We start from the raw sequence: 20,259 nt of genomic DNA, 5'->3' as shown, positions 1-20,259 counted from the left end.
CACGCACGTCCACAGAGGATTTCGCTGCGCGCATCGCACCGGCCGTGCGCGAGCTTGCGCTCCCCGGTTGGAGACCGCCCGGACACGGCGACAACGCCGCGCTGCTGCGCGATGACGTCGCCGTGCACAGGGCGATCTATCGGTGCGTGCACATCCCGTTCATGGAGGACGCGCTCATCTCCTGCGACAACCTGGCGGCGCACGTCTGATACGTGTTCCTACCGCCGCTGTACGGAATGGCCGACACGTCGACGAGCACGTCCTGCAGCTCAAGGGGTTGCTGAAGGCGACGGGAAGAAGACCGCCGGGCTCGCGGCTCAGCACGTCATCGGTTTCGAACAGGCAATCCGGACGCTGATCTGACGAGTCAGGCCAACGAGTTGAGCAGGGCCGCCGTCCGCTGCTCAAGGTGGGGCCGCATGTCGTAGCCGGTGGAGATCCACGGCTTGCCGGCCGCCATCGCCGTCACAACCATCTCCCCCGCCTCGTCGATGCTGGTCCCGCTCTTGAGCAACGCCTCCACCGCGGGCACGAGGTCGTCCCGCAACGCCACCCCCGCATCCAACGAGCCGGTGTTCGCGATGATGTCCGTGGCGACGGGGCCAGGACAGATCACGCTGACGTTGATGCCATGCTCGGCGACGGCCGCACTGAGCGACTCGGACAGGCCGACCACCGCGAACTTCGTGGTCGTGTACAGCACGTTCGGGCCGGCCACGAGCCCAGCGCCCGAGGCGGTGTTCACGATGTGCCCCGTCCGCCGTTCGAGCATCCGTGGCAGGAGGGTTTGGACCCCGTTCACCACGCCGGTCAGGTTGATGGCAAGCGTGAGATCCCACTTTTCGTAGCTCAGCTCGTCGATGGCGGAGTACGGCGCGATCCCGGCGTTGTTGAACAGCAGGCCGACCGGCCCCAGCGCCCGCTCGGCCTCGTCGACGACCTCGGCGAACGCGGCACGGTCGCGCACGTCCAGCCGGTAGGTCCGCACCTCCGTCACCTGCTTCAACTCTTCACCACTGCGTTGCAGCGCCGGCGCGTCGACGTCGGTCAGGGCGAGGCTCACTCCCCGCTTGGCGAGAGCACGCGCGATGCCCAGCCCGATCCCCCTCGCGCCGCCGGTGATGAAGGCGACCGAATCCGTCCAGTTCTGCATGGGAGCACCTCTCTATGTTGGCAGGATTACTCTATGTTGACTGACACAGTAGCGTGTTCGGCATGGAGATGACGACTGGCAAGGTGCTCACCACCGGAGGCCACGCCACGCTCGGCGTGCTCGTCGGGCTGCAGGTGCTCGACAGCGTGGACGGTGTGATGCTCGTGGTGTTCGCGCCGGAGATCAGCAGGTCGCTCGGCATCGACACGGACGCCATGGGCGTCTTGGGCGCGATGGCCGTGGTGATGGTCGCCCTCGCCGCCGTGCCGCTCGGTCTGCTGGGAGACCGGCACCGCCGTACGACGATCGCGGGGCTCGCGACCCTGGCCTGGGCGGCGGCGGCCGGGGTGCTCGGCGTGGTCCAGAACTTCTGGCAGGCGGTGGTGGTGCGCATCGTGGCGGGCGTGGGCAAGGCCAACGAGGGGCCGATCCAGTCCTCGCTGCTGGTCGACGCCTACCCGTCCGCACGGCGTGGTCGCGTGCTCGGCCTGCACCGCGGCGGCCAACCCCTGGGAATCATCATCGGACCGTTGCTGGCGGCGGCGTTCGCGGTACTGATCCCCGAGGAGAACGAGCCGTGGCGCTGGGCGTTCGCATTCCTCGCCGTGCCCGCGCTGCTGCTCGGCCTCAGCGCGCTGCGACTGCCGGAACCGCAGCGCGGACACGTCACGACCACCCCGCGAGGCGCGCTCGCGCAGCTGCGTGACATTCGCACGTTCGTCCTGGCAGCTCTCGCGCTCGGCGCGTTCGGCATGGCCGTGACCACGGTGCCGATCTACCTCAACGTCCTGCTCGAGGAGCAACTCGGGCAGGACGCCGCGGACCGCGGCCTGATCATGTCGGTCTGCGCGCTCGGCGGACTCGCCGGCGCGGCGCTCAGCGGCTGGCTCAGCGACCGGCTGTTCAAACTCAGCCCCAAGGGATGCCTGTACCTCGCGGCGGCCGCGCTCACCCTGCTGGGCATCGGGTTCGCCGTGCAGGCGCACGCACCGGACGTCGCCACCTACGTCGTCGTCGGGGTGATCACCCAGGGCATGACCTTCGCGGGCGTCGTCCCGCTGAGCCTGGTCGTCGCCGCGGTGACGCCGCGGGAGATCCGTGCCACGGCGTTCGCGCTGATGGGTGTCTGCACGGCGGCCATCGGCGGGCTGGGCGGGGCGCTGCTCACCGGCCTGGCCAAGGCGCTTTGGGGTGAGCAGATCGCGATCACCGTGGTGGCACCAGCAGGCTCGGTGCTCGCGGGGCTGGTGCTGGTCGCGAGCGCGCGCCACGTGCTGGGCGACATCGCGCGGCTCGTACGATGACCGGCGTGACCTCCCCAGGGCAGCGCCGGATCGACGAGATCGGCGACGAGAGCCGGCGCCGCATTCTGGACGCCGCCGAGGAACTGTTCGCCGAACGCGGGTTCGACCGCACGTCCTTCGTGGACATCGCCAAGCGCTCGGGCATCAGCCGCGGCTCGATCCCCTGGCACTTCAAGAACAAGAACGGTCTCGTGATGGCCGTCGTCGAACGCGCGGTGGAACGGATCTGGCCCGCCTCGCGCTACCAGTCCGTCCCGTCGCTCACCGAGGTGTTCTCCGAGACCACCCGGCTGCTGAACGCCGGAAACTCCGCGCTGGTGTTCATGATCCTCGTCGAGGCCCTCAACGACCGGGGCGTCGTCCGCGAGCAGTACAAGGAATTCCTCGGACGCCGCCGCGAAGGCATGGAAGTCCTGCTGCGCCTGCGCCGACCGGCGGACGCCGACCCCGCGAAGGCCGTCGACCAAGAGCGCGCCGCCGCCGTCGCGCTCAACGGCGCGCTCCTGGGCATCCACCTCCAAGCCCTGGTCGATCCGGACTCGGTGGACATGCCCAGCGCACTGATCACCCTCGCGAGCATGTTCGACAAGAACATCGCGGACGTCTGGCGCTCCTGACGACGCGGACCGCGTGAGCCGGTGCTGATCCGCAAAGGTGGAACCTCCTCGCCGTCACGGCCTGCGGAAGATCGTGACGGAGTGGCCGACGACGTCGATCGGCACGCTGGTGTCGATCAACGCACTGAGCCGATCGTCGGCATCGCCACTGAGCGTGGACACGGAGTCGCCGGAAGCCTGCGAGCCAGTTGCGCGAGCGGTCTGGATGACGAGCAGGTGCAGAAGTGGCGCCGGACCACACCGAGGCGAAGGTGTTCAGGCACAGCGTTTCAGACCCCGTAACGGCGGCGGAGCCTTCCTCGACGTGACCTCGGACGGGTCACGTCGACTCGGTCGGGCAAGGGGACAGACAGGATGGACTCGGGGACGTGCCCGTGCAGGCGTCGAGGCGACCGCCACCCCGTCCACCGTCGCGATGCGGTCCGCGTCCGTTCCGGTGGAGGTCACCACGAGCTGTGCCTTCACCGAGCGCTCGGCCTCCGCGCCTTCCGCCGTGCCCAGCGAGGTGAAGGTGCCTGTCAACCCGAGCAGCAGCGAGGTCAGCATGATCAGCGGTGCCGCGGTGGCCGCGCTGCGCCGCACCCCGTCGCGCAGGGTGGCCCGCGCCAGCCCGGCAAGGGTGCTGCCGCGCAACAGCGCGCCCAGCAGCCGGGCCAGGACCGGCCCCACCAGCGGGCTGAGCATGCTCATCGCCCCCGCGCCGAACATGGCGATGCCCAGCGCCGGCAGCATGGCGCCGATCCTGTCGGCTCCCTGCGCCCACACCACCATGGCGACGGTGCACGCCGCGAAGGCCGATCCGACCGGCCAGCGGGAGCCGGTCATCACGGTGGCCGTCGCGCCGGTCTCCCGCAGTGCGTCGACGGGTCGAATCTTCGCCGCCCGCAGCGAAGCGCCGAACACACCGGCCAGTGCCACGCCGACACCTGCCGTCCCGGCCACCACCACGGCCCAGGCCAGCCAGGCCGCAGTGAACCCGCTCGGCAGCAGCACCATGTCGATCAGCAATCAGGTCTGCCCGAACGTGGCGACCACGCCGAGCGGCACGCCCACGGCCGTGCCGGCCAGCCCGAGCAGCAGCGATTCGGACAACAGCAGCACGCGCAGCTGGTGGCGGCTACCGCCGGTCAGTCGTAGAAGGGCGAGATCCTCGCGGCGCTGGGCATCGGTGTGGGCGAACGTGGAACCGACGATGAACACGGCGAGAAAGATCGCAAGGAAGACGGCAATGCCCATGACCGTCGCGGCACCCACCAATCCCTCGCGGAGCTCGTCCTCGTCTTGGCGGGAGAGGCCCGGTGGAATCCGCGGTTCACCCGTGGCGACCAGCACCGGCAGCGATGCCTGCACCAGCGCCCCACCGACAGCCACCCTCAGGATGGCGCCGCCGAACGACTCCCAGCGCTCGCGGAACGTGCTGAAGGACAGTCGCACCACGGTTCAGCACCCCCACCGCGCGAGGCGCTCGGCGACCAGGGACGTGGTCGGCCTGTCCAGCCGGTCCACGAGGTGGCCGTCCGACAGGAAGACCACCGTGTCGGCACTGGCAGCCACCGCCGGGTCGTGCGTCACCATGACGATGCTCTGCCCGGCCTCCCACACCAGGCGGCGCAACAGCTCCAGGACGATCTTCGCCGAGGTGGAGTCCAGCGCACCGGTGGGCTCGTCGGCGAACAGCGCCGAGAGTCGGGAGATCATCGCGCGGGCGATCGCCACCCGCTGCTGCTGACCACCGGCCATTTCTCGCGGTTTGTGCATGGCCCGGTCACCGAGCCCGACGTCGGTCAGTGCCTGGCGCACCTGCGCCCTGGACACGCGAACCCTGGCCATCTTCGACGGGAAGGCCACGTTCTGTTCGGCGGTGAGCGGACCGATCAGGTTGAGGCTCTGGAACACGCGGCCGATCACGCGGCGCCGCAGCTCGGTGAGCACGGTGTCCGACGCGTCGGTGATGTCCCGGTCTGCCGGCAGCGCCCGGCCGCTGGTGATCTTGTCCAGTCCGGCGGCGCAGTGCGGCAGTGTGGACTTATCGGAGCCGGACGGCCCCAGGACGGCGGTCCAGGTGCCTGCCAGGCAGGTGAGACTCAGGTTGTCCAACGCCGCGACGCTACTGCGGAACCGTTCACGGCCGCAATCTCCCGGTGGCCAGCACCCAGGCGGCGAGTACCGCCAAGGGGGCCGTGATGAGCACCGTGACGGCCAGGACGTCCACGTCCGGCAGCAGGAAGCCGACCAGCAGGGCCAGCATCATGTTGTTGCCCCCGTGGGCGAGGCTCGCCGTCCACGCACTGCCGCTGCGCACCCGCAGCCAGCTCAGCAGAACCTCCTGACACGCGAACGACACCGTCCACGCCGTCAGGCCAACCGCGACGTTCTCGAACTCGATGTAGCCGACGAACGCGAGCGGGTAGCGCCGCACTGCCCAGATCAGGCCGGTCGTCAGTGTGGCCGCCACCGGGCGGCCGGGGTGCACCCGCTGCCGCAGGTAGCTGTCAGGCGGCCGAGGACTGGTCGGCGGTGTATCGAGGTGTAGCCAGGCTCTGCGATCGGCCGGTCTGGTCGGGGTGGTGTGAGTTGTAGGGCTTGGTGTGGTCGGCGGTGGTTGTAGGGGGAGACGTAGCGGTCGAGTGCCGCGTACTCCGATGACTCGGCCACGCCACGGGGAACCTTCTTCCCGTTCGGCCAAGGTCGACTTCCGAAGCACGGCGGGCAATCTTTCCCTTCCGAGCACCAAGATCACGTGCTGCGACCGCCTGAACCTGCCCAGTTGAGCAGGCTTGATGCTTCGACAAGTAAGCTGTAGCCGACTTTCCTTTGCCTCCTCATCCCTCCACGCGGCCCATGCGTGGGGTCACCGATCGGATGATCCGAACAGCCGAACTTCGGAGTCCTTGCCACGGTGGTGGCGGCCGACTTGATCGCGATCACCAGATTCAGCCGTACCGGATCCCCAGCCGGGCCGCACGGATTTTTCCTGTAGACGTCCTGGCGCCTTCTTCGGTGCCTGCGATAGCGTGATGAACGCCGGGTGTGGTCCTGCTGCCGTGGGAGGTCCTATTGGAAGGCGACCCCCTGCCCGCCGCTGGTGGAGTGCGCAACGACCTCGACGTCGGCACCGCAGCCTCGGTGGTGCAAGCCGGTGTGATCCACGGTGGTGTCGTACAGAGTCACCTGACGGTTCGTATCGCAGCGATGCGCGCGGTCGTGCCGCGTCAGCTGCCCTCCTGCAATCCGCATTTCATAGGGCGAACGATGGAACTCCACCGGCTCGATTCGTTGCTCGACGGGGACGAGGGCGGCGGCCGGGCGATTATGATTTCCGCGATCGACGGCACTGCCGGTATCGGCAAGACCGCACTTGCCCTTTTTTGGGCACACCGTGTGGCGGCGCGGTTTCCCGACGGCCAGTTGTACGTGAACCTCCGAGGGTTCGACCCAGGGGGCCAGGCGTTGTCGACAGACCAGGTGGTTCAAGGGTTCCTGGATGCTTTCGACGTGCCTCCGGAGCGGGTGCCTGGTTCGCCGCATGCGCGGGTTGGGTTGTACCGGAGCATCCTCGCCCAGCGGCGAATGCTGATCCTGCTCGACAACGCGCGGGATGCGGACCACATGCGCAACCTTCTTCCGGGCGGCTCGACCTCATTGGTGGTGGCGACCAGCCGCAACAAGATGACGGACCTGGTGGTGCACGAGGGTGCGTATTCGATCAGCCTCGACGTATTAACCCGGGATGACGCAATCCAATTAGTGCAACGACGACTTGGCGCCGTGATCCTGCCGGCGACGGTGGACCAATTAGTCGATCGTTGCGGGCGCCTCCCGCTAGCATTGTCAATCGTCGCTGCGCGGGCGTCGGAGAACCCGATGCTGCCACTGGGTACCTTGATCGAAGAACTGAAGGACGAACGCACGCGACTCGATTTCCTCAACGGAGGTGCGCCGGCGGTGGACCTGCGCACGGTGTTCGCTTCGTCGTATGGCGATCTGAGCCCGGAAGGTGCGCGACTGTTCGCCATGCTCGGTGTGCACCCCGGGCCCGACGTGTCGACGGCAGCGGCAGCGGCCTCATCGGGTGGTTCGGTTGAGCGGACGCGGTCCGTGATGCGGGAGTTGACGAGGGCCAATCTCGTTATCGAACACCAGCCCGCAAGATTCCTTCTCCACGACTTGGTGTGGGCCTACGCGCGTGACTGCGTGCACAGCCGACTAACTGTCACCGAGCGCGACCTGGCGACAGGCAGCCTGCTGGCCTACTACCTTTGTACCGCGACAGCCGCCGCGCTGACGCTAGCGCCCTATCGGGTGGAGATCTCGCTGCCCGCAGTACCGGCCAGCGTGATCGGTGAGCAGTTCAGCACCTATGAAGATGCCTTCCAGTGGTTCGAATCGGAACACGCGGTTTTGGTGGCGTTGATCGGTGAGGCGGCCGGCAAGGGCCTCGCAGCGTACGCCTGGCGGCTGGCGTGGGCGCTCACCGACTTCCTGGATCGGCAAGGCCATTGGTCCCACCAGGTCAGGGTCCAGGAGATGGCGCTGACGATGGCGGAGGGGTCGTCCGACCACGAAGGGGTGGCACACACTCACCGCAATCTGGGCCATGCTTCTGCCCGATTGGGGCTTCATCAGAGGGCGCAAGAACACATCCTCCGCTCGATCGAACTGTTCGCAGATCTGTCCAACGGGGGCGGTGAGGCGGCAGCGCGGCTCAGCGGCGCGTGGGTCTTCGAACTGCAGAAGCGTTGCGACGTTTCTCTAACCCATGCACAACGCGCGCTGGAACTCTACGAGCGGCTGAACGACCAGCCCGGTATCGGCCGTGCGGCGAACGCAGTCGGTTGGTATCTAACACTGCTCGGACGGCACGAAGAGGCCATCGTCTACTGTGAACACGCGCTCGATGTGTTGGCCAGCCACGGTGTACGGCACGACGAGGCCTACACCTGGGAAAGCCTGGGGCACGCCTATCAGCACCTCGGTCGCAACGTCGAAGCCTTGAGCAGTTACGCGAACGCGCTTGACCTCCTCCGTGATCTCGGTGACCGCTACTACGAGGCGGTTGTGCTGCGCCGCGTCGGCTCGACCCACCTGGCGTCAGGGGACGCTCCCATGGCCAGCCGGACATGGCTGCGGGCGTTGTCAATCCTCGATGAACTCGGACACCCGGACGCTGGCGAGCTACGCGCTGAGCTCCGGACGCAGGGGATGCGAGGTGCCGAAATTCTGCGCTGAGGCACCGAAGTTGCCGTGATCGTGCCCGCGTGGTCCACGGCGGGGAAGCGCGGAGTGGTGCTCGTTCTGGCGCTTCTCGGCCACGGGTACGGACCGTTCTGCGCGACCTGTGGGGTGTCAAGAGTCGGCAACATGGTCTGACCTGCGGTTAGGCGGCTGTGTGTTCGTACTCGTTGATCAGGGTCTCCGAGGATTGGTCGGCGGCGTGTCGACACGTGGTCGGGCTCTGCGGTCGGGTGGTCCGGTCGTGGTGGTGCGAGTTGTAGGGCTTGGTGTGGTCGGCGGTGGTTGTACTGGGCCGGGTAGCGCTTCAGCACCGTTCTCAGGTGGTGTGCGTTGAGGATGAGCAGGCGGGCGGTGGCTTCGCGTCGGACGGTGCCGACGAACCGTTCGGCGTGGGCGTTGGCTCGTGGACACCCTGGTGGGATCTTCACTACCTCGATGTCGGCGTCGGAGAGGACCGCATTGAACGAGGTGGTGAACTGACCGGCACGGTCGCGGAGGAGGAACTGGAGGACGGGCTACGGCGCGCCCGCGGCTGATCCTCACAACGTTCTCATTGACCTTGAACGCCCGGTCAGCGGCAGGTGCGGATGTTGCACCATGGTGATCGACGGCGCGATGTCCGATTCGTTCAAGACTGCGGTGCTGGCTCTGTGGTGGTGTTGGCGGTACTTCGTACTGATCTTCAGGGAGCCGCAATGAGGTTCGGTTACGCCATCGTGTACGTCTCGGACGTGGTCCACGCCGTTGACTTCTACGAGCGGGCTTTCGGGCTTGCCCGCGCGTTCGTTCACGAGTCGGGCGATTTCGCCCAGCTCGACACCGGCGGCACGGCGCTTGCCTTCACCAGCCACCGGCTGGGGGCGGAGGCGGTGCCGGTGCCCTACGCCGCCCTCGACCCTGCCCTACCACCGGTGGGCATCGAGTTCACCTTCATCACCGACGACGTCGCCGGTGGCTTCGCCCGCGCCGTCGCGGCCGGTGCCACTGCCCTGGCCGAGCCGCACGACACCGCCTGGGGCCAGGTGGTCTCCTACGTCAGAGACCCCTACGGCGTCCTCGTCGGAATCGCCTCGCCGGTCACCGGATCCTGACCCGTCAAGATCGGTCAGGCAGAGCAGTGCTGCTGGGAGCACCCCCGCTGCTTCCAGCAGGCTGCCACCGTCGGCTGGACGAGCGTAATCATCTCTCGGTCGCTCACGCCCTGGCTGGTCGACCTCGTGGTCGAGTCGATACGGCCTCGGCGTGTTCGACGGCTCGCACGGACATTTCGCGGGCTCTGACGACCATCGCCCGGATCGCGGCGGAAACTCCGGCGGAGTTCGTCGCGGTCCTGCACGGCACGGCTCTGTCGCGGGAGTCCTGGACTCGTGCTGCGGACCTCCGGTGCGGTGCTCGTGTCTCGGGCGCCCTTCGGAAGCCGGACGTACCCCGCGCGATGCTCCGCGCCAGCGGGGTTCAACGGGGCGCGGGCGTCGGGAACTCTGCGCTGACGTGACAGTTGATCCCAGGTCGGGTGAACTGCTCGTGAGCACGCTCTCCGCGTGCCGGTTGCGGTGACCGGGGCAGGGAGCTCGATTCGAGGGTTCGTCCGCTGTTGCGGCAGGTAGAGCCGTTGCTGCTGCGTGATCGTGGCGTCGAACGGGTGCTCGGCCGTGCTTGTGGGCTACGTCGCCGACCTGTGGTGCTGCGGCTCAGTCATGCGCCCGCTTGGTCCGGGTGGGTCTGTGACTTCCACGTGGCGCCCCGGCCGCACCCCCGGTCGCCCCGGCCGCGCGCCGTCGGGTGGAAGCGGCGGCGCTCGGGGACGACCGAAGGTGCCTGGCGCGTCACGCCTCGACGACGACGGGGATGACGACGGGACGGCGGCGGTGGGTGCGGAAGGCCCAGTTCTGCACCTCGCGCGCGATGAGCCGTTCGAGTTCCTCGAAGTCGGTGACGCTGCGCTCGGCGGCGCCGGCGAGGGCCTTCTCGATGGCGGCTGTCGTGGGGACGAAGGTCGAGGTGTCGTGCTCGAAGCCGTGGGCGATGAAGTCCGGCGGTTCGGCGAGGCGGCGGGAGTCGGTGTCGACGATCGCGACGACGGTGATGACGCCTTCCTCGCCCAGGGTGCGGCGCTGGGCCAGCGAGGCTTCGGTGACGCCGCCGACGGTCTGACCGTCGACGTAGACGTTGTGGATCTCGACCCTGCCGGTGATGCGTGCCCGGCCGTCCTGGAGGTCGACGACGTGGCCGTTGGCGGCGATCGGCACGCGTTCGCGGTGCACGCCGGTCTTGACGGCGAGTTCGGCGTTGGCGCGCAGGTGTCGGGCTTCGCCGTGCACGGGCAGGACGTTGGCCGGTTGGACGATGTTGTAGCAGTAGACGAGTTCGCCGGCGCTGGCGTGGCCGGAGACGTGGACCTTGGCGTTGCCCTTGTGCACGACGTTCGCGCCGCGGTCGGTGAGGCCGTTGATGACCCGGTAGATGGCGTTCTCGTTGCCGGGGATGAGCGAGCTGGCCAGCAGGACGGTGTCGCCCTCCTCGACCTGGATCGAGTGGTCGCCGCCGGCCATGCGCGACAGCGCGGCCATCGGTTCGCCTTGCGAGCCGGTGCAGATCAGCGTCACCTGGCGGGGCGGCATCCGGTCCATGCGCTTGATGTCCACCACGAGGCCGTCAGGGACCTTGAGGTAGCCGAGTTCGGTGGCCACGCCCATGTTGCGGACCATGGAACGCCCCACGAAGGCGACCTTGCGGCCGTGGGCGTGGGCGGCGTCGAGGACCTGCTGGATGCGGTGCACGTGGCTGGCGAAGCTGGACACGATGACGCGGCGCGGGGTGGTGCGGAACACCTCGTCGATCGCCGGGGCGAGGTCGCGCTCGGCGGTGGTGAAGCCGGGCACGTCGGCGTTGGTGGAGTCGACCAGGAACAGGTCGACGCCTTCCTCTCCGAGGCGGGCGAAGCCGCGCAGGTCGGTCATGCGTCCGTCGAGCGGGAACTGGTCCATCTTGAAGTCGCCGGTGTGCAGCACGAGTCCGGCAGCGGTGCGGATCGCTACGGCCAGACTGTCGGGGATGGAGTGGTTGACCGCCAGGAACTCCAGGTCGAACGGTCCTCGCGAGAGCCGGCGTCCTTCCTGGACCTCCACCGTCACCGGGGTGATGCGGTGTTCGACGAGCTTGGCCGTCAACAGGGCCAGGGTCAGGCGTGAGCCGACGATGGGGATGTCGGGGCGTTCGCGCAGCAGGTAGGGGACCCCGCCAATGTGGTCCTCGTGGCCGTGGGTGAGCACGACCGCGACCACATCGGACAGCCGGTCCCGGAAGTGGGTCCAGTCCGGGAGGATCACGTCCACTCCGGGCTGGTGCTCCTCCGGGAACAGCACGCCGCAGTCCACGACGAGCAGCTTGCCCTCGTGCTCGAACACGGTCATGTTCCGCCCGATCTCGCCGAGCCCGCCCAGGGCGATGACGCGCAGCGCGTCGGGGGCGAGGGTCGGCGGAGGGACGGAGGTTTGAGCCATGGTCACACTCTCACGTTACGTGAGAGTGTGACCACGGCGAAATCGACCCCGTCCCAGCGCTCAGTCGCCGGGCAGGTAGGCCCGCAGAGCACCGGCGAACTCCTCGGCGATCCGCAGTTGGGCACGGAGTTCCTCGCAGCGCTCCTCGGCTGCGGCGTGGAACGCCGCGAGGCGGTCGAGGTGCTGGTCGCGGTCGTCGGTGGCGGAGTGGGTCTCGAGGAGCGCGAGCAGTTCGCGCATCTCCTCCAGTTGGAAGCCCAGCGGCTTCATGCGCTTGATCACCTGGAGGCGATCGACGTCGGGTTCGGCGTAGAGGCGGAATCCGCCCTGGCTCCGGTCGCTGGGCACGACCAGGCCGACTTCCTCGTAGTAGCGGATCGTGCGCAGCGACAGGCCGGTCCGCTCGGCCACCTCGCCGATCTGCATGCGCCCGCCCACGAGGTCCCTTCCGATGTCGAATGCGATTCGGTCATTGTGGCACCCGGTGCGGGCGCTGCGACCGTCCACGTCGCCGCACAACCACGACCTGATTCCTGCCGGGATCCGGGGGCCCGACCTGGGTGACGGGGGCAGAGGCTACCGTGACGTGAGAGTGGACTTGTGCGGAGCGTATCCAGCGCAGGAGAGCATGCATGGCCACCGCGGATCCGGTGATGGCTCCATCCGTCGAGGTGCCGCGCCAGGCTGATCGGCGGCGCTCCTTCGCGGTGATCAGCGACCTCGACGCGGGCAAGTCGACGTTGACCGGGGCGCTCGCCCTGCACGCTCGGGTGATCTTTCCGAGGCCGGCGCGGTGCACGGCAAGTCCGGCCGGCGCGGGGTGGACGCGCGCGGTGGAGGAACTCGACCTGCCGGCCGCCTCTGGCGGAGACTTCGACCCGCAACGCTTCCGGAACGCCTCGGCCACGCCGGTGCTGTTCGGCTCGGCCGTGCTCGACTTCGGCGTGCGGCACCTGCTGGACCTGCTCGTAGAACTGGCACCACGCCCTGAGCCGCGGGTGGACGTCCAGGGACGTGCCCGTGCGCTGGACGCGCCGTTCTCGGCGCTCGTGTTCAAGGTCCAGACCGGCATGGACCCCCTCCCACCGGGACCAGATCGCGTTTGCCCGGGTCTGCTCGGGGGTGGTTCGGCGCGGCATGGTCGTTACATCACCGGCTTGACGAGTCCATTGTGGACTTCCTTCGGTGGCAAACGGCAGGCTCGCCGGGGTCGACGCGGAAGGTTGGGTACGGCAGTTGAGCCCCGATTTCCATGCGGTCACCCGGCACCTGTGCGAGGCACTTCGGGCGAAGGGGATGATCACGCATGAGCAGTGGGTACGACTCCTGCCCGACCTCCCCTTCGGCCCGGCCTGCCGGTGAGCGCCCTTGGCCCTTGGGATGAGGTGGGACCGGCGGCCCTGACCTGGGAACTCATGCGCTGCCAACGAATTGGCCACTCGCGGGTGGCCAAGGTTGGTGGGTCAGAACGGCCCCTTCGCTTGGAGGATGGATGGGAATCTTGGAGTGCGGGGCATCAACCCGGGCACGTACCAGAATCTGATCAACAACTACCACCGCAAGTGTCTCGCCGTGAACTCGGCGGACAACCGCAACGGCAAGCCGCTGATCCACTACGACTGCGCAACTACAAGAGTGACCGCTGTCTCGCCGTTCCGTCCAACCAGGGCCAGAACGGCGCGAACGTCGTCAACTACGACTGCATCCTCGGGTACAACGACCAGTGGTGGCAGATCTGGCCGTGACGTCGCCTCCTGGCTGACCGCACACTGCCTGCCTACCACGGCCGCCGGACCGGGCACGGCGCGGATGCCCTCGGCCCAGCGGCCCGCATCCGCGCCGCGCCGTCTCCCCGATTCCCGGATTCCCGGACCAGACAGTGCTTTTGGCCGCACGTACTCCCTTCGCCGACTGGTTCCCCTACGTCGACGGACTTCCCTACGCCGACAGGCCGCTTGCGCATAGCCCGAACGTGCGCGGCGCGCGGGCAACGCTTGAGGGTGGTCGTCAGACCCGGTAAGCATGTCCTCCGGGTGCAGGGAGGAAGACGGATGACGGTGCAGTTCCGTCTGCTGGGCGACGTCGAGGCGCACGTCCGAGGTCAGCCGATCGGGATCGGCTACCCGCAACTGCGGTGCGTGCTGGCGGTCCTGCTGGTCGAGGCGAACCACGCGGTGTCGGTGGACCAACTGGTGGACCGGGTGTGGGGCGATCGCCGCCTGCCTCGCAACCCGCGCGCGGCGGTCCAGCACAGCATGACCCTGCTCCGCAGCGCCTTGTCCGGCGCGGCGGACGTGGCGATCACCCGCAAGCCGCCGAGGTGCTACCAACTCGACGTCGAGCCCGAGACGGTCGACTTCCACCGGTTCCGCCGACTGGTCGAGGACGGTCGTGCCGCCGACGACGACGCTCGCGCCGCCGCCCTGCTCGAACAGGCGTTGACGTTGTGGTGCGGGGAACCGTTCGCCGGGTTGACCTCTCCCTGGTTGGAGTCCACCCGCGCGACCCTGATCTTGCACCGCCACGAGGCCAGGCTCGATCTCGCCGACGTCCGGCTCCGGCTCGGCCTGCACGCCGCCCTGCTGCCCGACCTGGCGGCGTGGACGGCCAAGAACGCACTGGACGAGCGCCTGGCGTGCCAGTTCATGACCGCCCTGTACCGCAGCGGTCGACCGGCCGAGGCGCTGGACCACTACCAGCGGGTGCGCGGCCGGTTGGCCGACGAACTCGGCACCGACCCCAGCCCACCGCTGCGTCGCTTGCACGAACAGGTCTTGGCGGCCGACCCGGCGCTGGCGGCTCCCACCGTGCGATCCGGTCCGGCGACCGTCCCGGTGACGGTACCGCGCCACCTCCCGGCCCAGCCGCTCTTCTTCACGGGCAGGACGCGCGAACTGGCCGACCTCGACACCGCACTGGGAAAGGACGACGCTGACGACAGCGTGCCGATTTCAGTGATCGGCGGGATCGGCGGGATCGGCAAGACCTGGTTGGCGCTGCACTGGGCGTACCGGCACCTCGACCGGTTCCCCGACGGCCAGTTGTACGTCAACATGCGCGGCTTCGATCCCGCCGCGCAACCGATGCCCGCAGAGACGGTGGTGCGCGTCTTCCTCGACGCGCTCGGCGTCGCCCCCGCCGCCGTCCCGCTCGACCTGGACGCCCAGATCGGCCTGTACCGCAGTCTGGTCGCGGGCAAGAAGATGCTGATATTCCTGGACAACGCCGCTGACACGAGTCAGGTCGCCGCCCTCCTGCCCGGCAGCCCGACCTGCACCGCGCTGGTCACCAGCCGTCGGCACCTCAGCGGGCTGGTCGCCGCGCACGGCGCGCGTTTCCTGAGCCTGGACCGGATGACGGACCAGGAGGCCTACCGGTTGCTGGCCCGGCACCTCGGCGACGACCGGCTGACCGCCCAACCCGGTGTGGCGACGGAACTGCTGTCCTGTTGCGGGGGATTGCCGCTGGCGATCAGCATGGTGGGCGCACGCGCCACCAGGAACGCGGACTTCCCGTTGACGGTGCTGGCCGACGAGCTGCGCGACCAGTCCGGCGTGCTGAACGCCTTGGACACCAGCGACGACCTCGTGAGTCTCCGCGCGGTGTTCTCCTGGTCCTACCGCGCTCTGTCCGCCGGGGCAGCCGCCGTGTTCAAGGCTCTCGGGCTCGCCCCCGGCACGGACACCTGTCTGCACGCCATCGCGAGTCTGACCGCGCTGCCCACCGCCCGCGCCCGGACTTGTCTCCGTGAACTGGAACAGGCGCACCTGGTCGGCCAACACGCCGCAGGCCGCTACCGGATGCACGACCTCGTCCGGCTGTACGCACGTGAACGCGCCCACCAGGACAACCCTCCGGCAGCCACCACCGACGCACTGCGGCGATTGGTCGACTTCTACCTGCACACCGCGCACACGGCGGACCAGGTGCTGGACCCGCACCGCGATCCGATCCGGATCGGGACCCCCGCCGACGGCTGTGCCTTCACCACGATCGAGGACGAGCCGGCCGCGATGAGGTGGCTGGCGACCGAGTTCCGGAACCTGCTGACCGTCCAGGAACTGGCTGCGCGGCAGGGTTGGCACACTCCGGGCTGGCAGGTGGCCTGGACGTTGGACACGTTCTTCCGGAGGCGCGGCAACTACCACGACGCGGTCCGGGCGTGGCGGGCGGGCGTGGCCTCCGCCGACCGCATGAGCGACACCGCCACGCAGACCCTGGCCCGCAGACGCCTCGGCAACGCGTGCGGTGGGTTGGGACTCCACGCCGAAGCCCTGCGGCACCTCCGTCACGCCCTCGCGGTCAGCGAGAAGACGGGCGACGCCCTCGGCCAGGCCCACGCCCACGCCACCCTCGGCGGCGTCTGGGAGGTGCGGGGCGACGACCGGCGGGCGTTGGAGCACGCCCTCCCGGCCCTGCGGCTCTACCAGGACCTCGACCTGCCGGTGTGGGTGGCCTGGACGCACGGCCAGGTGGGCTGGCACCAGGCCAAGTCCGGCCTCTACCCGCAGGCGCGCACGCACTGCGAGGCCGCCTTGGCCCTGGCCCGCCGCCATCGCGACCGCGAGCTGGAAGCGACCACAGTGGACAGTCTGGGCTACATCGCCCACCACACCGGTCGGCTGGGCCAGGCCCTCGACCACTACCGGCAGGCGCTCGCACTGCTCCGCGAACTCGGCCACGACTACAACGAAGTCGACACCCTGGATCGCCTCGGGCAGACCTACCGCGCTCTCGGCCACGACGACCTGGCCGGCGCGACGTGGCGGCGGGCCGTCCAGTTGTGCCAGTCTCAACAGCGAGCCGACGTCGCCGGCAGAATCCAGCGACAACTGGACGTCCTCCGTCAGGAGCAGCGCGCCCCGGCGGCACAGGTCTCGCGGACGTGAGCGCTCAGCCCCACTGGACGCTGGAACTCTGGACGCCGACGTTGCACTCGAACCCGTCGCTGCCCGGCCCGTTCTGCCACTGGCCGAGGTAGTCGTGCTGCACCTCGCACGCCACCGGCAACGCTGTCGCCGTCCTCTCATCGGCAGCAGCGGACGTTCGGGGCACGCATCGCGGTACGAGAGTCCGAGCGAACCAGGAGTTCCGGTGCCGTAAGGCTCGGGATGCCCGCACCGTCGGAGGTCAAGGTGCTCTCGCCGGCGGCCAGCTCACCGTGGTCAAGATCGCGCTCGCCTACGTGGCGGGCGTCGCGGGGTAGTGGCGCTGGTTGTCGTCTACCGTCGGCAACACGTGGCTGAGGAGGAGAGCACCCGCGATCGTGTGGTGTCTTTGGATCCGAGGTGAACTTGCTCGTCGGGCGAGGTGACGGCGTGGGAGGGCGGATCCGCGCCCGGCCGTTTCGCCGACAGCGCCCACACGCCGAACACCAGCCCGGCCAGGGTCGCGACCAGTGTCAGCGGGCTCTCCGGTGCGGGCGCGGACTCGTACCCTTGCAAGAAGGCGACCGTCACCCCGACCGCGCTGGCCGGGACGAGTGCCAGGCGGGCGCACGCGAGTGCGACCGCACGCGGGCCGGGCGGCGCGGTCCGTTACGGCCGACCCGGCAGGTCGACGGGCCGGGTGGTTCGGCGTGCGTCCACCCGGGTAGATCAACACCGAGTCGACTCGAGGAGGCCGGTGTGGCGGGGCGGATCGTTTACGGCGAGGTCGTGTTGTTCGGGATGATCCTCGGTGGGTGTTCGGGGTGAGCCTGGGTTCCGCTGACGGCGCTGCCAGGGGTGCTGCTGTTCATCCTTTTCGGCAACCGGCAACGCGCGCGGTTCGGCGTTTCCGCGATGTGGCAGCGGAACGGCGTCGGCTGTCGTGAGCCGGGACGTTCCGCTCAGGAGATCGTGATGCTCGGCACGACCCACGCCGGCACCGGGTGGTGCGCCGGACTCGCCCTGGCCTCGCTGCTCGGCGCGCACACCGTGCCGCAGGCGGTGGTGGTCGCCACCGTCACCGCCGGGTCGGCGCTCATCCCGGACCTGGACCACCCCGGCTCCCGGGCGTCGCGGCTCGTCGGGCCGATCACCGGGGTGTTGTCGAGGATCGCGCGGGGTGCGTCGCGCGGTCTGTACGAGATCACCAAGGGGCCGCGGGACGAGCCGGTGTCGGGCAAGCACCGGCACGCCACCCACACCGTGGCGTTCGCGGCCCTGCTCGGGTGGTGGATCAACTGGGCGACCGGCTCGATGGGCACGTGGGCGGCCGGTGCGGTGCTCGCGCTGGCGGTGCTGCTCGCGGCCGACGCGCTCGGCGACTGGGTGCTCGCGATGGCGGCGCTGATCGGGGTGGTGTGGCTGGCGGACGGGACCCTGACGCGGGAGTTGGCCGCGCTCGCCGGGTGGATCGGGTGGGCGGTCGCGGTGGGCTGCGTGGTGCACTGCCTCGGCGACGCGCTGACCCGTTCCGGCTGCCCGTTCCTGTGGCCGATCCCGATCAGCGGCGAAACCTGGTACGAAATCCGCCCACCCCGCCCGCTGCGCTTCCGCACGGGTGGCGCGGTGGAGCGGTTCGTGGTGCTGCCCGCGTGCGCGGTGGCGGGAGTGCTGCTGGTGCCGGGCGTGTGGCCGGCGGTGCTCGCCGTGGTGGACCGGACCTGACGGGCGGCGGCGGCGCGACGACCAGCCGGGCGCCACCCCGGCCGGTCGTCGTGATCAGTCCTGTCGTGATCAGCCCTGCGGCTTGATCACGCCCACCTGGTCCGGGTCTTCCGGCGCGGGCATGTGGCGGATGCTGTCGCTGCCCTTGTGGTCGTGGGCGCGGTCGTACTGGGATTCCAGCACCTTCGCCAGTTTGTGCGCCGCCCCGGCGTACGCGTCGTCAACGGTGGTCGCGTGATGGGTGACCGCGACCGGCTGCTTGCCACCGGGCCGCGCCTCGATGACGCACTTCTTGTCTTCCGGCTTGCCGTTCCCGTCGTCGCTGAGGTGCACCTCCACCCGGGTCAACCATCCGCTGAACCGGGACAGGCCGTTCTCCAGGTCGTTGGTCACGTAGGTGGCCAGTCGTTCGCCACCGTGGATGTTGTGGTCGGTGTTGACCTGGATCTGCATGAGCACCTTCCGAAGCGGGACGGCAATGGTCTTGGTCAGTACCCCTGGAGGGGCAGGCTCAAACCTGGCGCGGGCGTGCGTCACTCCACAGTGGACGGATCTGCCGCGTCGACGGTCGGCGGCGTGGAGGTCAGCGGAGTGGAGATCGGGGGGAGCGGGCGGTCGGAACCGGCGACCTGGGTGAACCTGGCCATCAGCGGTTTCAGCACCGGGGACGTGAGGGCTCTGAGGACGGCGTTGTGCGTGGTCAGGCCGAAACGGGTCCGGGGGAAGGCCATGCGCTCGATGCCGCGCGGGAGCTGCTGGACATCCTTGACCAGGGGCCGCATCCACTCCTCGTAGGCGGCGAGGCCGGTGTCCGGTTCGGCGGAGGAGAGGGCGGCGGAGGAGAGGGTAGCGGCCAGGACGTACCCGGCGACCAGGGCGAGCGACGCGCCGCCGCCGCCCATCGGCGTGACGCACCAGGCCGCGTCACCCGCGAGGCACACCCGACCGCGCCGCCAGGTGGGCATCCGGATTTGGGTCAGGTGGTCGAGGTGGACGTCGGGGGAGGTGTCGAACCCGTCCAGGACGCGGGACGTCTCCCAACCCGCGCCCGCGTAGTGGTCGCGCACGCGGGCCAGCAGGTCGACGCGGTCGAGGTTGGTCAGGTTGTCCGCGTGCGCGTAGGCGAGCATGGCGCGCGTGGTGCCGCGGTTGTCGGGCCGCAGGTGGACCTGCCGTCCACCGGTGGTGGTGTGCCAGCGCCACCGGTCGTCGTCGTCCGCGGTGCGCGGGATCGTGCCGAACAGCATCGCGATGCCCAGCTCCCGGCGGTCGACCTGGTCGCCGAACAGCCGGTCACGGGTGGTCGAGCGGACCCCTTCGGCGATCACCAGCAGATCCGCGCGCAGCACGCGGCCGGCGGCGGTCGTCACCGCGACCGCGTCGGCGCGCTCGTCCACCTCGGCGATCAGGTCGCCGTAGTGGATTTCGACGCCCGCCGGCAGGTGGTCCAGGACCGCGCGGGCGAGGTCGCCCCGCAGCACCTCCAGCTCGGCGGTCGCGCCGTCCGGGCCGTCCGAGGGCAGTTCCGCGATGACCTTCCCCACCGCGTCCACGAACACCGTGCCGGTTTCGGTGGTGTTGAGCGCCCGCACCGCCTCGGTGAGCCCCATCCGCGCAAGCACCTCGCGGGCGACGCCGCGGACGTCGACGTTCTGCCCGCCGTCGCGGAACTCCTCGGCCCGCTCCAGCACGGTCACCTGCCACCCGGTGCGTTTCAGCCAGAAAGCGGCCGACAGCCCGGCGATGCTCGCGCCGGAGATCACCGCATGCCTGGTGGTCACTGAGAGGTCCTCCGTTCGACACCGTCGGGGCAAACTTACGCCGGCCGGCGCGTCGCGGCCTGGACGCCGCCGC

The 20,259-nt window shown here is 69.3% G+C and carries 18 protein-coding genes and 2 pseudogenes; 10 read left to right on the top strand and 10 right to left on the bottom strand.

Translation table 11 applies throughout. The features are described from left to right. Positions 1–44 precede the first annotated feature (44 nt). Positions 45–209 (top strand): hypothetical protein, encoded by a 165-nt coding sequence (locus BN6_RS46975; RefSeq protein ID WP_158509440.1) that lies wholly within the window; start codon positions 45–47, stop codon positions 207–209. A 158-nt stretch (positions 210–367) separates the two neighbouring features. Here BN6_RS46975 and BN6_RS26790 read toward each other — a convergent pair whose 3' ends face one another. Next, the gene (locus BN6_RS26790; protein WP_015102921.1) at positions 368–1,153 is read right to left on the bottom strand and encodes an SDR family NAD(P)-dependent oxidoreductase; all 786 of its coding nucleotides are present in this window, start codon (positions 1,151–1,153) and stop codon (positions 368–370) included. A 62-nt stretch (positions 1,154–1,215) separates the two neighbouring features. Between BN6_RS26790 and BN6_RS26785 the strand changes: the two genes are divergently transcribed. Both BN6_RS26785 and BN6_RS26780 read left to right on the top strand, forming a co-directional pair. After that, positions 1,216–2,457, top strand: coding sequence for an MFS transporter (locus BN6_RS26785; protein WP_148303023.1), 1,242 nt, complete (start codon positions 1,216–1,218; stop codon positions 2,455–2,457). Positions 2,458–2,462: 5 nt separating this feature from the next. Continuing rightward, entirely contained in the window at positions 2,463–3,074 is a 612-nt protein-coding gene (locus BN6_RS26780) for a TetR/AcrR family transcriptional regulator (protein WP_158509439.1), read from the top strand. 255 nt (positions 3,075–3,329) lie between these two features. Here BN6_RS26780 and BN6_RS42465 read toward each other — a convergent pair whose 3' ends face one another. From BN6_RS42465 to BN6_RS26765, 4 genes are read right to left on the bottom strand one after another with little or no spacing between them, the layout of a single operon-like run. Next, complete coding sequence (locus BN6_RS42465; RefSeq protein WP_015102918.1) at positions 3,330–4,082, bottom strand: hypothetical protein; 753 nt, start codon at positions 4,080–4,082, stop codon at positions 3,330–3,332. Continuing rightward, positions 4,083–4,511 (bottom strand): FtsX-like permease family protein, encoded by a 429-nt coding sequence (locus BN6_RS42460; protein ID WP_015102917.1) that lies wholly within the window; start codon positions 4,509–4,511, stop codon positions 4,083–4,085. A 3-nt stretch (positions 4,512–4,514) separates the two neighbouring features. Next, entirely contained in the window at positions 4,515–5,171 is a 657-nt protein-coding gene (locus tag BN6_RS26770; RefSeq protein ID WP_015102916.1) for an ABC transporter ATP-binding protein, read from the bottom strand. 25 nt (positions 5,172–5,196) lie between these two features. After that, complete coding sequence (locus tag BN6_RS26765; RefSeq protein WP_051075750.1) at positions 5,197–5,547, bottom strand: CPBP family glutamic-type intramembrane protease; 351 nt, start codon at positions 5,545–5,547, stop codon at positions 5,197–5,199. Between the two features lie 719 nt (positions 5,548–6,266). Here BN6_RS26765 and BN6_RS26760 point away from each other — a divergent pair. Beyond that, positions 6,267–8,207: pseudogene (locus tag BN6_RS26760) on the top strand (ATP-binding protein); the annotation flags it as partial. On the opposite strand, the gene BN6_RS49095 reads toward BN6_RS26760, so the two are convergent. After that, positions 8,120–8,731 (bottom strand): transposase, encoded by a 612-nt coding sequence (locus tag BN6_RS49095; RefSeq protein WP_231905435.1) that lies wholly within the window; start codon positions 8,729–8,731, stop codon positions 8,120–8,122. The pseudogene BN6_RS26760 and the gene BN6_RS49095 sit on opposite strands and share 88 nt — an antisense overlap. On the opposite strand from BN6_RS49095, the gene BN6_RS48080 reads away from it, so the two are divergent. Both BN6_RS48080 and BN6_RS26750 read left to right on the top strand, forming a co-directional pair. After that, positions 8,630–8,845: a hypothetical protein gene (locus BN6_RS48080; RefSeq protein WP_015102913.1), complete on the top strand. Its 216-nt coding sequence runs from the start codon at positions 8,630–8,632 to the stop codon at positions 8,843–8,845. The genes BN6_RS49095 and BN6_RS48080 overlap by 102 nt on opposite strands. Positions 8,846–9,004: 159 nt before the next feature. Further along, a complete protein-coding gene (locus BN6_RS26750) occupies positions 9,005–9,400 on the top strand; it encodes a VOC family protein (RefSeq protein ID WP_015102912.1) in 396 nt (131 codons plus the stop codon). Positions 9,401–10,135: 735 nt separating this feature from the next. Here the strand turns inward: BN6_RS26750 and BN6_RS26745 are convergent. Both BN6_RS26745 and BN6_RS26740 read right to left on the bottom strand, forming a co-directional pair. Beyond that, positions 10,136–11,812 carry a ribonuclease J gene (locus tag BN6_RS26745; protein ID WP_015102910.1) on the bottom strand — a complete coding sequence of 559 codons (1,677 nt, stop codon included), beginning with the start codon at positions 11,810–11,812 and terminating at the stop codon, positions 10,136–10,138. Between the two features lie 60 nt (positions 11,813–11,872). Then, positions 11,873–12,238: a MerR family transcriptional regulator gene (locus tag BN6_RS26740; RefSeq protein ID WP_051076045.1), complete on the bottom strand. Its 366-nt coding sequence runs from the start codon at positions 12,236–12,238 to the stop codon at positions 11,873–11,875. Between the two features lie 386 nt (positions 12,239–12,624). On the opposite strand from BN6_RS26740, the pseudogene BN6_RS49090 reads away from it, so the two are divergent. From BN6_RS49090 to BN6_RS26730, 4 genes and pseudogenes are all read left to right on the top strand, one after another. Further along, positions 12,625–12,964 (top strand): annotated as a pseudogene (locus BN6_RS49090) (peptide chain release factor 3); the annotation flags it as partial. Positions 12,965–13,374: 410 nt separating this feature from the next. Then, positions 13,375–13,557, top strand: coding sequence for an RICIN domain-containing protein (locus tag BN6_RS45995; RefSeq protein ID WP_148303022.1), 183 nt, complete (start codon positions 13,375–13,377; stop codon positions 13,555–13,557). A 306-nt stretch (positions 13,558–13,863) separates the two neighbouring features. Continuing rightward, positions 13,864–16,701 carry an AfsR/SARP family transcriptional regulator gene (locus BN6_RS26735; RefSeq protein WP_015102906.1) on the top strand — a complete coding sequence of 946 codons (2,838 nt, stop codon included), beginning with the start codon at positions 13,864–13,866 and terminating at the stop codon, positions 16,699–16,701. Between the two features lie 837 nt (positions 16,702–17,538). Continuing rightward, entirely contained in the window at positions 17,539–18,405 is an 867-nt protein-coding gene (locus BN6_RS26730) for a metal-dependent hydrolase (protein WP_015102905.1), read from the top strand. A 69-nt stretch (positions 18,406–18,474) separates the two neighbouring features. On the opposite strand, the gene BN6_RS26725 is transcribed toward BN6_RS26730, so the two are convergent. Together BN6_RS26725 and BN6_RS26720 are read right to left on the bottom strand one after the other, a co-directional pair. Beyond that, positions 18,475–18,858 carry an HPF/RaiA family ribosome-associated protein gene (locus BN6_RS26725; RefSeq protein ID WP_041314140.1) on the bottom strand — a complete coding sequence of 128 codons (384 nt, stop codon included), beginning with the start codon at positions 18,856–18,858 and terminating at the stop codon, positions 18,475–18,477. Positions 18,859–18,938: 80 nt separating this feature from the next. Further along, positions 18,939–20,186, bottom strand: coding sequence for an FAD-dependent monooxygenase (locus BN6_RS26720; RefSeq protein WP_015102903.1), 1,248 nt, complete (start codon positions 20,184–20,186; stop codon positions 18,939–18,941). Positions 20,187–20,259 lie beyond the last annotated feature (73 nt).

Source organism: Saccharothrix espanaensis DSM 44229 (assembly GCF_000328705.1).
GTDB classification, from domain to species: domain Bacteria; phylum Actinomycetota; class Actinomycetes; order Mycobacteriales; family Pseudonocardiaceae; genus Actinosynnema; species Actinosynnema espanaense.
Note: the sequence above shows the minus strand (reverse complement) of the source record. Positions and strands in the feature narration are given on the sequence as shown.

Bases quoted from the DNA above. Each gene is read 5' to 3' on its own strand.
- BN6_RS26740 (WP_051076045.1), bottom strand. From the start codon at position 12,238: ATGCAGATCGGCGAGGTGGCCGAGCGGACCGGCCTGTCGCTGCGCACG.
- BN6_RS26785 (WP_148303023.1), top strand. From the start codon at position 1,216: ATGGAGATGACGACTGGCAAGGTGCTCACCACCGGAGGCCACGCCACG.
- BN6_RS26745 (WP_015102910.1), bottom strand. From the start codon at position 11,812: ATGGCTCAAACCTCCGTCCCTCCGCCGACCCTCGCCCCCGACGCGCTG.
- BN6_RS26725 (WP_041314140.1), bottom strand. From the start codon at position 18,858: ATGCAGATCCAGGTCAACACCGACCACAACATCCACGGTGGCGAACGA.
- BN6_RS26750 (WP_015102912.1), top strand. From the start codon at position 9,005: ATGAGGTTCGGTTACGCCATCGTGTACGTCTCGGACGTGGTCCACGCC.
- BN6_RS26735 (WP_015102906.1), top strand. From the start codon at position 13,864: ATGACGGTGCAGTTCCGTCTGCTGGGCGACGTCGAGGCGCACGTCCGA.
- BN6_RS26790 (WP_015102921.1), bottom strand. From the start codon at position 1,153: ATGCAGAACTGGACGGATTCGGTCGCCTTCATCACCGGCGGCGCGAGG.